Genomic DNA, 10,824 nt, shown 5'->3' with positions numbered 1-10,824 from the left:
TGGGGGTAGTTCATTCACCCTCCCAGATCGTCAGGCGCACGGGCGTCGGGTTATAGCCGTTGCACGGATTGTTGAGTTGCGGGCAGTTCGAGATCAGCACCGTGACATCCATCTCCGCGCGCATCTCGACATACTTGCCGGGCGCGGAAATGCCGTCCTCGAACGTGAGCCGGCCGAGCGGCGTGACGGGCACGTTCATGAAGAAATTGACGTTGCTGACGAGGTCGCGCTTCGACAGTCGCGCGCCGGCGCCGCACGTGCAGTGCGCAATCGCGTTGAGGAAACTGTCGCGGCAGCTGTGCATGTGACGCTTGTCGAGCGCGTAGCGCACCGTGTTGCTCTCGGCCGCGCAGGCGCCGCCGAGCGTATCGTGGCGGCCGCAGGTGTCGGCAACGATCGTCACCATCGGGTTGCCGAAATTGGACAGCAGCACACTGCCCGCGCTCAGGTACAGGTTGCGCTGCTCGCGGATCGTGTCCTGCGCGCTGTAGCGTTCGTCGGGATCGTCGGTGCGATAGAACAGCGTGTCGACGGCCTGGTTGCCTTCGAGATCGAGGATGCGGAAGATCTGGCCGCGTTTCAGCGCGTGCAGCCACGGTTCGCCCGCGTTCAGCGTGGTGTCGTAGACCGCGTGTTGCGTGTCGAGACGGCTTTCGATGATCGTCATGATGGGGCGCCTCACGCAAACAGCCGGTCGGTGTTGATGAAGCCGCGCGCGTTTTCCGGGCGCGCGCGGCGGCACGGGTCGTCGTCGGGCGCGGCCCCGTCGGCCGGATACGCGCGGTACGCGATCAGCTTCACGGGCTTCGGCGCATAGTCGGGACTCGGATCGAGTGGATGCGGCGCGGTGGAGAACGCGGCGAGCGTGTTCATCTCGAAGCGCAGGTCGAACGCGCTGCCGGCCGGCGAATGGCCGGCAACGAAGTCGAATGCGCCGTCGTCGCGCGGCGCGAGCTTGCTGAAGAAGTTGACGTTGGCGACGAGGTCGCGCGCGGACAGCCCGTATTTCGCGAGTTCGAGCACGAGACTGTCGCGGCCGTTGCGGATCATCGCGTTGCGGTCGGCCTGATACGACGACGCGCCGTACTTGCGCGCGAACAGCCGCGCGTCGCCGACACCGCCGAGCGGGTCGTGCCAGCCGAGCGTGTCAGCCGTGATCGACGCGATCACGCGGCCCATGTCGGTATACAGCGCATGGCCGCGCGTCAGATGCGCGGTGTGCTGCGCCTTCAGCGTGTCGGCCATGTTGTAGCGTTCGAGCGGGTCTTCCTGGCGATGAAACACGGCGGACAGGTTCGCGCCACCGTCGACGTCGACGACGCGCAGCGCGAGGCCGCGGCGCAGGATGCCGGACCAGTGGGTTCCGGCGGGAATGAGTGTCTCCCACACGACGTGTGGCAGCGGGGCAAGGACGGCTTGGGGGCTCGGCGACATGGCGGCTCCTCGGATCGGTTGCGGAAAAAAAGCGTGAGAGGGCGACCGAACGACATCGCGACCTCCCGGGCTTTTATCCCTCCGTGGAGCCTCGCCGGTTCCTCGTAGCGAGAAAGGCAGCAAGACCGGATTGCTCTCGGACCAGGCGTCGCGCGGTGTGTGATGTCGCGCGACCGGAACCCTAGCGATCCTGAAGATGATGCAAATTGCTTCGCACCTCTCGGGCAACGGATAAGCGAGTTGCGTGCCAGCGTGAGCGCGCGGCCACGCACGACCACGCACGACCACGCGCAACCGTGCGCCGCGGCGCGCGCGGTCGCCCCGTGCGGCCGCCGTGCAGCGTGCGATACCCGGCGGCCAGCCTGCCCAAGCGCTGGGCGCGCCGCGCACCACGCGAACGCGATGCGCACCAGCGCGGGGCGACCGCGCGCGCCCGATGCACGCCCGATGCGGACCATGTGGCGATGGCACGGGCATTGCACGACACACGCATCCTCATTCCCGAACCGACCGCTCATGAATACGCTCGACAGGCTCCGGCGCGCACTGGCCGCGCTCTTCTCCGCCCGCTTCATCGAATTGCAGCGGCCCGCTAACCGTCACTAACCGACACTAACCGGCACTAACCGGCGCTGATCGGCGCGCCGCGCATGCGTCGCGTTCGCTGCCTGCCACGTCACTGGCACGCTTCTCGCTCAGCCCGATACCGAGAGGTGCGGCGGCGTCGCATCTTAGGGATGCTAGGGTTCCGGTTCATCGAACGTCTGGTCCGAGAGCAGCCCGGCGCGGATTCGGCAGGTCGTCAGATTGCATGGATACGGCGCTACACGGCGGGACAAAAGCCCGGGAGATTGGCGATGGCGACGGCCGTCGCGCCTCTCCGTGGCCGGTCGTTCGTCCCGCATCCGCAGGAACCGGCCACGCGGCCGGATCGCGCACGAGCGCGGTCCGGACCGACGATCCCGATCCCGGTCTCCTGGAGAAAACGATGACCCGCCTCGCCTCGCCGTTCCGCCGCCTGCTGTCCTCCGTTTCCGTCCGCCCGCTGCTGTGCGCCGCCGCCGTTGCCGCGTCGCTGCTGGCGACGCCCGCCGCGCACGCGGCCGCGCCGCTGAAGATCGGCTATAGCGACTGGCCCGGCTGGGTCGCGTTCCAGGTCGCGCTCGACAAGGGCTGGTTCAAGGAGGCCGGCGTCGACGTCGATTTCGAATGGTTCGATTACTCGGCGTCGCTCGACGCGTTCTCCGCGGGCAAGCTCGACGCGGTCGCGGCAACGAATGGTGATGCGCTCGTGACGGGCGCGGCCGGCGCGAAGAACGTGATGATCCTGCTCACCGACTATTCGGCCGGCAACGACATGATCGTCGCAAAGCCGCCGCTGCGCACCGTCGAAGGGTTGAAGGGGAAAAAGGTCGGTGTCGAGCTCGGCCTCGTCGACCACCTGCTGCTCGAAACCGCATTGCAAAAGCACGGCTTGAAGGACGGCGACGTGACGCTCGTCAATGCGAAGACCAACGAGCTGCCGCAGGTGCTCGGGTCGTCGGCCGATATCGCGGCCGTCGCCGCGTGGCAACCGAACGCCGGCGAGGCGCTGAAGCGCGCACCGGGCGCGCGCGCGATCTTCACGTCGGCAGACGCGCCGGGGCTGATCTACGACGCGATCACGGTCACGCCGACGAGCCTTGCCGCACGCAAGGCCGACTGGGCGAAGGTGATCAAGGTCTGGTATCGCTGCGTCGCGTACATCAACGATCCGAAAACCCAGGCCGACGCGGTGAAGATCATGTCCGCACGCGTGGGCCTCAAGCCCGCGCAATACCTGCCGCTGCTGAAGGGCACGCACCTGCTCGACATGGCCGCTGCGAAGCAGGCGTTCCGCAACGGCGACGGCCTCGATTCGATCTACGGGTCGACGCGCAACGCGAACGCGTTCAACGTGCGCAACGCGGTGTACAAGCAGTCGCAGGACGTCGACACCTATATCGATCCGCGTCTCGTCGAATCACACTGACGACGCGGGTGAGCGGGGCCACATACGTGAGTGCGTGTCTGCCGGCGGTCATCATGGGCCGCAACGCACGCCCCGCATGAAGGTCGTTCTGAATTCAGACCGGCGATGCCAAGGCGTGGAGCAAAGCCCCGCGCCTTGGCCCGGTCAATCGACCGGCAGGTCAAGTCGGTTCCAGCGCTGCGACGCCGAACTTGCGAAGTACGAGGTCCGCCGTCTGCAAGGCCCCTTCCACCCAACCTTGCGCATCCGAATAGGCTTCTCCGCAAATGAACAGCGGCTTGTCCCCCATCGGCTGAACGATCTGCTGCTTCACCTCCCAGCTCTTCACGCCGATATTCCAGCTGTTCCATCCGCCGCCATAGGGGTCGTCGCCCCAGTCACGAAACGCAGCATTCCTGACTTCCGGCGTGTACGACAAGCCGTGGAGTGTCGACAGTTGCCGCGCCACCTCCTCGACCATTCGCCGAGGCGCCTGATACTCGAACCAGGGTAACTCGTTGCGCGTGTCGTTCTCCGCGCCGATAAACGGATCCGCCAGCTCCGCCACCTCCCGGCTGGCTTGCCTCGGCTGCCGGCGCCGCGGACGCAGGCCGTCCCAGAAGCCGATGTTGGATCCGTCGTCATAGCTCGCGAGCAACATCGACGGTCCGCCGGTCGCAGGCAAACCGCTCGACTTCGGCCAGTAGTAAACCTGCCGCACCGGCAAGTCCGTGACCGACCGGCCCGCTTCCACGGGCGCGAACGACGAAGTGCCGTCTGCCGCCGTCTGCGTGCAGCCCGCCGCCCGCCACCACGGGTTGTGGTAGGTCGTAAACAGCTTGAACAAGGGTCTTGGCGTCACGGTCGACGTGAGCCCCTCGATCTCGTTCAGGACGGCGCTGCTTTGTGCCAGCAAGTCGATCGAGCGCCGCGGCATCGCCAGAATGACGTTCTTCGCGCGAATCCGCTTGCCCTGCGTGCTGAACTCGAACGCGCCATCGACCCACTCGAGATCCGATACCGGCGCGCCGAGGCGAATGTCACCGCCGGACTGCATGAACAGCCGTGCTACCGACTTCGGCACTTCCTGAAAGCCCTTCTTGAATCCCTGGTACTGGGGATTGACGCCGAAGTCGGACAGGAACCACGGAATCGCGTCGGCTGCGTTCCAGTTGGTCAGCGTCGAGTCGTAACCGCCGGCATCGACGCCGAGCTGATACGCCTCGCCACTGATCACCCGCGCCAGCACGTTCCAGAAGCCTTGCTTGTACAGCGGCACCCCGCCGAAGCACGCCTGCTGAGCCATCTGTCTGCGATGCTCTTCGGTCAGCCCCTTGTCGGTAATACCCGGCACGATCTGCTCGATCGCGTTGACGATGATGCTGCCCGCACTCTGGCCGCGATCAAGGAACGACAACTGGTAGGGGACCTTGAACGGCTCCCGCGTGAAATCCGACAACCGCAGATGGACGCCGCGCAGATAGGCGAGGTTGACCGGCTCGTCGACCGGAAATTTGTAGAGTTCGATCTTCTGGCTCGTGGGCAACGTCGCGTTCAGCGTACCGATCAGCGTCCAGATCAACGGCTGCACCGCGGGCAGGATGCGCATGCCGCCGAGCTCTGCCACCATGTCCGGAATGTCCGGCGGGGTAACCGAGAGGAGCCGGCCGCCGATCCGGTCGCTGCCTTCGAACACGACGATCTTGCGCTTCGGATCGGCTTGCCGCAGGCGCCACGCGCTATAGACACCCGATATGCCCGCGCCCACGACAGCAATATCAATATGCTCGTCAGCCATAGTCTGCTACCTCCGGATGATCGGATACGGGTTGGTGGTGCTTCGATTCCTGGCACGGCTTTCTTCCGCCGGTGCGCCGGATCATGACGATCGCGAGGATCGCGAGGATCGCGCACTCGGCGCGCCCTCGGTGCGCCCTCGGTGCGCCCTCGGTGCGCCGTTCTGCGCGAACGTGAGCGCGTGGCGCTCAGAAGATCACGGGCAGGTTCGGCATCGGCGGCCCCTCGTCACGCGCGGACTGCGCGATCCGCACATCGCGGTGGAACACGTCGAGCGGCGGCTGGGCGACAAGGCGCCGGAGCGCGTTGGCCTGGAGCGCGTTGGCCTGAAGCCCTTGGGGTGACGACGGCGGGTCGCCGGCGGTGCGTACGTCGAGAATGTACGGGCGGCGAGACTGCAGCACATGGTCGATGCCGCGCTTCACGGCAGCGCGGACACTCTCCGGATGCCGCACGACCTCGCCATCGACGCCGCCGATCGCTTGCGCGATCGACACGAAGTCGGGCGCGGGACGGCGGATCCGCAGGTAGTCAGGATCGTCGGTCTTCGGCTTCCAGCCGTAGTCGGGTGACGAACCATACGCCTGGACCACCTGCTGGAGGCCCAGTTGCAGCGTGTGGTATTCGTGGTTGTTGGTGATGATGTAGAGCACACCCAGCTCGCGGTGGCCGGCGGTCCACCAGGTTTGCGGATAGAACAGCGACGAGCCGTCGCCGACTGCATTGATGACCAGGCTGGTTTCGACATTCTGCCAGCCGTTCTGCTCGAGCTTGATGCCTAGCGAGGCCGGCATCGACCAGCCGAGCGAGCCTCCGCCGACACAGTAGTAGCTGATCGGCTCGGCCCCTTCAGTACCGAGCGGCAACAGGTATTGGAATGGCGCCGGATCGGACACGGCCTCATGGACGTAGACGAACTTCCTGCCGAGGCCGCGCGCCTGAATCTCGCGTCGCAGCGCGTCGGCGACGACGACGGCCCAGATTTCGTCCTGCTGCATCGCGAGCGACAGGTAGTGGTCCCAAGACACACGACGCGCGGCGTCCAGCTCGCGCAGACGGCCGTTGCGCGCGCCCGCGCCGGGCGGCGGATTCCTGCGGACGATATCGTTGATGAGCGGCAACGTGCTCTTGATGTCGCCAAACAGCGCCGCTTCGCCATAGAAGTTCTTGCCGATATCCCAAGTGTTGTTGGTCAGGTAGACCTGCTTGACGCCCGAAGGGATCAACGGCCCGTCGGAATATTTGAAGATCGTCACCTGCGCCTGATTGCTGAAGCCGACCAGAAACGCGACGTCGTGCGGGGCAAACGCTTTCTGAACGCCCTGCTGCGTGCCGGGCAATTCGCCCTGCCAGTGATAGTCGTCGTTCGGATAGTTGGCGAGGCTGCTGAAGCTTTGCAGCAGCACCGGCGCGCCGATCAGTTCGGCCAGTTGCTGCAGTTCATGCCATGCACCGGCGTAGCCGACCGCGTCCCCGCCGACGATGAGCGGATTCTTTGCGTCGGCGAGCAACGTCGCGGCCTCGCGAATCGCGTCGGCATCCGCGGTAAAGCGCGGGGAAATCTGCGTGATGCCGGGCAGCCGATCCGCGTCACCAATGCGGCGCATCGTGTACTCCCACGGAATCGACACGAACACCGGCCCGCCCGGCGGCGCCATGGCCTCCTTGAAGGCCCGCTGCAGCACCAGCGGCAACTCTTCAGCCGCACGCACCTCATGTGCCCACTTCGTATATTGCCGCGCGATCTCGACGAGATTCGACGCGAGGAGCGGCTCCTGAGTCACCAGCTCGTTCTGCTGCTGGCAGCAAAGAATCACGAGCGGCACCTGCGAACGCGCGGCATTGAAGAGGTTGCCGACTGCATGTGCGATGCCGGGCGTAACATGGACGACCACCACGCCGGGCTTGTTCGTCATCCGCGCCGAGCCCATCGCCGCCCCGATCGCAATGTTTTCGTGCAGGCACTCGACGTACTGGACCTGATTCTCGGGATAGGACGTGCCGTCGATGACAGGAATCTCGTTGGTTCCAGGCACGCCGAAGATGTAATGGATGCCAAGCTCACGCAGCGCGTCGAACACGTAATCGCGCGCCCAGCGCGGTTGCTGCGCGTCAGTCTCACTCGCCATATGACCCCCGAATTAATATTTTTCCGGAAACTGACACGTGCCCGTCAATTGTCCGCCCCGCAATCACGATTTATTACAAACGCGCGTATTTTTTATTTCGTTTTTATCGCTCGACTGCCACCGCGTCGCACGATGCCGTCCCGCTCGTCCCGCTTACGGCATGCGATCACGCGGTGCGCCTGGTGTGGCCTGAGTATAGGTAGGCGGAGAAAAAGCAAGCAATTGAAAATTGTTATTACGAATGACTAATAATTGCACTTTGCCGATTAATCGACAGGCGGCGATTCATAATATAGGCGGCAAGTCTCCGCCCGCTTTACGGGAAAACGAATGCAAAATCTGCGCCAGTCGGCATGAACAACGACCACCTCGACGCCTTTGCGCCCGCGTTCGAAAACGGGCAAATGCACGTCGCCCCTGGTTTGCTGGCATCGCGGTGATCGCTCATGCGCTACACCGGTTCGTTCACACTTCGGGCCAACGTCGGCGACTCTCCCCTATACTCCTGACCAGTATTGACCTATACTGCCGCCCAGTATCATGTCATTCGCGACGCCATGCCCCATTCGCCCGAAGAAAAGAAACGCGTCCTGACACGCGTGCGTAAAGTTCGCGGACAGTTGAACGCCCTCGAACGCGCGCTCGAAGAAGGCGCGGACTGCGGCCCGGTGCTCCAGCAACTGGCAGCGATCCGGGGCGCGATCAATGGGGTCATGGCTGGCGTACTCGAAAGCCATTTGCGCGAAGAGTTCACCCACCTCGCGGAATCTGCACCGCCCTCTTCCGGATCGATTGATGAAATCGTGACCCTCGTTCGCTCCTACTTGCGCTGACTGACGAGGGATCTCCAACACGCCGAGTTGCTCGACGAGATTTTTAACAGGACTGCTATGAAATCACGTGCTGCTGTTGCCTTTGAGGCTGGTAAACCGCTGGAGATCGTCGAAATTGACGTCGAACCGCCTCGCAAGGGCGAGGTACTGGTCAAGATCACCCACACCGGCGTTTGTCATACCGATGCTTTCACGTTGTCCGGGGATGATCCGGAGGGGCTGTTTCCTGTCGTGCTGGGCCACGAAGGCGCCGGCATCGTGGTAGAAGTCGGCGAAGGCGTGACGAGCGTGAAACCCGGCGACCACGTCATTCCGCTGTACACCGCCGAATGCGGAGAGTGTCTGTTTTGCAAGAGCGGCAAGACCAATCTTTGCGTGTCCGTGCGGGCAACCCAGGGCAAGGGGGTGATGCCCGATGGAACGACGCGCTTCAGCTACAACGGCCAGCCCATCTACCACTACATGGGTTGCTCGACGTTCAGCGAATACACCGTCGTCGCCGAAGTGTCGCTTGCGAAGATCAATCCGCAGGCGAACCCTGAACAGGTTTGCCTGCTGGGCTGCGGCGTCACCACGGGCCTCGGTGCGGTGAAAAACACCGCCAAGGTGCAGGAAGGCGATACCGTCGCCGTGTTCGGCCTCGGCGGCATTGGTCTGGCCGTGATCCAGGGCGCCAAGCTCGCCAAGGCCGGGCGCATCATTGCGATCGACACCAATCCCGGCAAGTTCGACCTTGCGCGTGCCTTCGGCGCCACCGATTGCGTGAACCCCAAGGACTCTGAGAAACCCATCCAGCAGGTGATCGTGGAAATGACCGGCTGGGGCGTCGACCATAGCTTCGAGTGCATCGGCAACGTCAACGTGATGCGCGCCGCGCTCGAATGCGCGCACCGCGGCTGGGGGCAATCCGTCGTCATCGGCGTGGCTGGCGCCGGCCAGGAAATCTCCACCCGTCCGTTCCAGCTTGTCACCGGCCGCCGCTGGCTCGGCACCGCGTTCGGCGGCGTCAAAGGCCGCTCCGAATTGCCGGGGATGGTCGAGGACGCAATGGCCGGCAAGATCGAGCTGGCGCCGTTCGTGACCCACACGAAGTCGCTCACCGAAATCAACGAAGCGTTTGACCTGATGCACGAAGGCAAATCCATCCGGACCGTCGTGCATTTCTGACACTCGCGAAAGGAGACAGACCATGGCCGTCGCCATTCACCCGTCGGTTGATCGCGGCATCCAGAAAGGTGCCGAGCATTTCGCTGGTGGCACGTTGCGCTGCCGGTGTGCGGACGAGCCCGTCGAGGTTCGCGTCGATTCGCAAGTCGCGTTCAACCACGCATGCGGATGCACCAAATGCTGGAAGCCCGCGGGCGCGCTGTTTTCAGTCGTCGGCGTGGTGCCTCGCGACAAGCTGTCGGTCACTGCGCACGGTGAAAAGCTGAAGATCGTCGACGAAAGTGCACTGATCCAGCGACACGCGTGCACGGCCTGCGGCACGCACCTGTTCGGCCGTATCGAGAACAGCGCGCATGCGTTCTACGGGCTCGACTTCATTCACACCGAGTTGTCGACAGACGCCGGCTGGGACGGCCCGGGCTTCGCGGCGTTCGTCTCGTCCATCATCGAAAGCGGAACGCCGCCGTCCGCGATGGCCGAAGTACGTCAGACGCTGCGCGACAAAGGTCTGGAACCCTATGATTGCCTCAGTCCGGCGCTGATGGACATTCTGGCCATCCAGGCGGCCAAGGCCAAGGGTACGTATCGCGAGGCCTGATTCGTGGCGAATGCGCTGCGCCGGATGTCGGACGTGGCGCGGACACTCTTATGCGCTGCGGCGCATTAGAGTGAACCTTGTTCACTCCCTGATTCGCGGGAGTCCAGCAAGTCAGGCGCGCCGCCCTACGCTCGGGCGTTGATGGTCGCCACACTCTGCTCCACGCTTGCTAACACATCGTCCAGCGCAGGCACATCACGGAAGATCATGCCCGCCATGGCGGCATAGTCGCGTCGCAGCGCTTCGCGCATCGCAGCGGACGGCATGAGAGTAAAGGAGCCATGTCGGGCGAGGTCCAGGCCCAAATCGGCACTTCCGAAAAATAGCCGCGCATGGCGCGCGCAGTCCTCGGCCAGCAGTGTGTTCGCCATCCATCCGGCGGCCTGCGGGCTACACATGAGCTGGTGAACGTCGTAATAGTGACGCGATACGCGCTGTCCGCCATGACGCAACTCGCCACGCCGCTCGTACCATTGGCGCAGCCCACGCAGGATGACAATCTTGTCCCAGAAGGTTCGCTCTGGCTGGACTGTCATCACATTGGTCATCCGCAGAGTCCGATAAATGTAGACAAATTTCGGACACATTTCACCAAATGTGCGGGAAGCCCCGGAGTTCAATCCGGGGGCGAGAGCACGGACGCCGCGGGCGTCCTTTAGGCCTTAGTGCGGCGATTGCTGGTCCTCAATGTACTTCCTCAAAATCTCGATTGGCGCGCCTCCGCACGACGCGGCGAAGTACGACGGCGTACCATAGCACGCCACGGCGCTTGAGCCACGGGTGGAAATCGCCGAACTGCTGCCGCAGCATCCGGCTCGATACGCCCTTGAGCGACGCGACAAGTGTTGATACTGCGACCTTCGGTGGGTAGTTAAC

The 10,824-nt window shown here is 64.0% G+C and carries 9 protein-coding genes, 1 pseudogene and 2 riboswitches; of the genes and pseudogenes, 4 read left to right on the top strand and 6 right to left on the bottom strand.

What is annotated here, in order from left to right; genetic code table 11:
- Positions 1 to 10: 10 nt before the first annotated feature.
- The gene (locus DID96_RS29110; RefSeq protein WP_124602688.1) at positions 11 to 667 is read right to left on the bottom strand and encodes an urea amidolyase associated protein UAAP2; all 657 of its coding nucleotides are present in this window, start codon (positions 665 to 667) and stop codon (positions 11 to 13) included.
- 11 nt (positions 668 to 678) lie between these two features.
- Complete coding sequence (locus DID96_RS29105) at positions 679 to 1,434, bottom strand: urea amidolyase associated protein UAAP1 (RefSeq protein ID WP_124602687.1); 756 nt, start codon at positions 1,432 to 1,434, stop codon at positions 679 to 681.
- Between the two features lie 60 nt (positions 1,435 to 1,494).
- Positions 1,495 to 1,630, bottom strand: a riboswitch (guanidine-I (ykkC/yxkD leader).
- A 533-nt stretch (positions 1,631 to 2,163) separates the two neighbouring features.
- Positions 2,164 to 2,286: riboswitch (guanidine-I (ykkC/yxkD leader) on the top strand.
- Positions 2,287 to 2,422: 136 nt separating this feature from the next.
- Between DID96_RS29105 and DID96_RS29100 the strand changes: the two genes are divergently transcribed.
- Entirely contained in the window at positions 2,423 to 3,445 is a 1,023-nt protein-coding gene (locus DID96_RS29100; RefSeq protein WP_124602686.1) for an ABC transporter substrate-binding protein, read from the top strand.
- 160 nt (positions 3,446 to 3,605) lie between these two features.
- Here the strand turns inward: DID96_RS29100 and DID96_RS29095 are convergent, their stop codons facing one another.
- Both DID96_RS29095 and DID96_RS29090 read right to left on the bottom strand, forming a co-directional pair.
- On the bottom strand, positions 3,606 to 5,222 hold the full coding sequence (locus DID96_RS29095) for an FAD-dependent oxidoreductase (RefSeq protein WP_124602685.1): 1,617 nt from the start codon (positions 5,220 to 5,222) through the stop codon (positions 3,606 to 3,608).
- A 187-nt stretch (positions 5,223 to 5,409) separates the two neighbouring features.
- Positions 5,410 to 7,350: a thiamine pyrophosphate-binding protein gene (locus tag DID96_RS29090; RefSeq protein ID WP_124602684.1), complete on the bottom strand. Its 1,941-nt coding sequence runs from the start codon at positions 7,348 to 7,350 to the stop codon at positions 5,410 to 5,412.
- A 557-nt stretch (positions 7,351 to 7,907) separates the two neighbouring features.
- Between DID96_RS29090 and frmR the strand changes: the two genes are divergently transcribed.
- The 3 genes from frmR to gfa are packed head-to-tail and all read left to right on the top strand — an operon-like array spanning position 7,908 to position 9,948.
- Positions 7,908 to 8,183 (top strand): formaldehyde-responsive transcriptional repressor FrmR, encoded by a 276-nt coding sequence (gene frmR, locus DID96_RS29085; RefSeq protein ID WP_124602716.1) that lies wholly within the window; start codon positions 7,908 to 7,910, stop codon positions 8,181 to 8,183.
- A gap of 57 nt (positions 8,184 to 8,240) precedes the next feature.
- Positions 8,241 to 9,350, top strand: a complete 1,110-nt coding sequence (locus tag DID96_RS29080) for an S-(hydroxymethyl)glutathione dehydrogenase/class III alcohol dehydrogenase (RefSeq protein ID WP_124602683.1) — start codon at positions 8,241 to 8,243, stop codon at positions 9,348 to 9,350.
- A gap of 22 nt (positions 9,351 to 9,372) precedes the next feature.
- The gene (gfa, locus tag DID96_RS29075; protein WP_124602682.1) at positions 9,373 to 9,948 is read left to right on the top strand and encodes an S-(hydroxymethyl)glutathione synthase; all 576 of its coding nucleotides are present in this window, start codon (positions 9,373 to 9,375) and stop codon (positions 9,946 to 9,948) included.
- Between the two features lie 125 nt (positions 9,949 to 10,073).
- On the opposite strand, the gene DID96_RS29070 is transcribed toward gfa, so the two are convergent.
- Both DID96_RS29070 and tnpA read right to left on the bottom strand, forming a co-directional pair.
- Positions 10,074 to 10,496 carry a nucleotidyl transferase AbiEii/AbiGii toxin family protein gene (locus tag DID96_RS29070; protein WP_260464035.1) on the bottom strand — a complete coding sequence of 141 codons (423 nt, stop codon included), beginning with the start codon at positions 10,494 to 10,496 and terminating at the stop codon, positions 10,074 to 10,076.
- A gap of 114 nt (positions 10,497 to 10,610) precedes the next feature.
- Positions 10,611 to 10,824: pseudogene (gene tnpA / locus DID96_RS29065) on the bottom strand (IS200/IS605 family transposase); the annotation flags it as partial.

Origin of the sequence: Burkholderia sp. Bp8963 (assembly GCF_003854275.1) — a bacterium.
Classification (GTDB): domain Bacteria; phylum Pseudomonadota; class Gammaproteobacteria; order Burkholderiales; family Burkholderiaceae; genus Burkholderia.
Note: the sequence above shows the minus strand (reverse complement) of the source record. Positions and strands in the feature narration are given on the sequence as shown.

What these genes read in the sequence shown, in the direction of transcription:
- DID96_RS29070 (WP_260464035.1), bottom strand. Translation starts at nt 10,496, where the DNA reads ATGACCAATGTGATGACAGTCCAGCCAGAGCGAACCTTCTGGGACAAG.
- gfa (WP_124602682.1), top strand. Translation starts at nt 9,373, where the DNA reads ATGGCCGTCGCCATTCACCCGTCGGTTGATCGCGGCATCCAGAAAGGT.
- DID96_RS29110 (WP_124602688.1), bottom strand. Translation starts at nt 667, where the DNA reads ATGACGATCATCGAAAGCCGTCTCGACACGCAACACGCGGTCTACGAC.
- DID96_RS29090 (WP_124602684.1), bottom strand. Translation starts at nt 7,350, where the DNA reads ATGGCGAGTGAGACTGACGCGCAGCAACCGCGCTGGGCGCGCGATTAC.
- DID96_RS29105 (WP_124602687.1), bottom strand. Translation starts at nt 1,434, where the DNA reads ATGTCGCCGAGCCCCCAAGCCGTCCTTGCCCCGCTGCCACACGTCGTG.
- DID96_RS29080 (WP_124602683.1), top strand. Translation starts at nt 8,241, where the DNA reads ATGAAATCACGTGCTGCTGTTGCCTTTGAGGCTGGTAAACCGCTGGAG.
- DID96_RS29095 (WP_124602685.1), bottom strand. Translation starts at nt 5,222, where the DNA reads ATGGCTGACGAGCATATTGATATTGCTGTCGTGGGCGCGGGCATATCG.
- DID96_RS29100 (WP_124602686.1), top strand. Translation starts at nt 2,423, where the DNA reads ATGACCCGCCTCGCCTCGCCGTTCCGCCGCCTGCTGTCCTCCGTTTCC.
- frmR (WP_124602716.1), top strand. Translation starts at nt 7,908, where the DNA reads ATGCCCCATTCGCCCGAAGAAAAGAAACGCGTCCTGACACGCGTGCGT.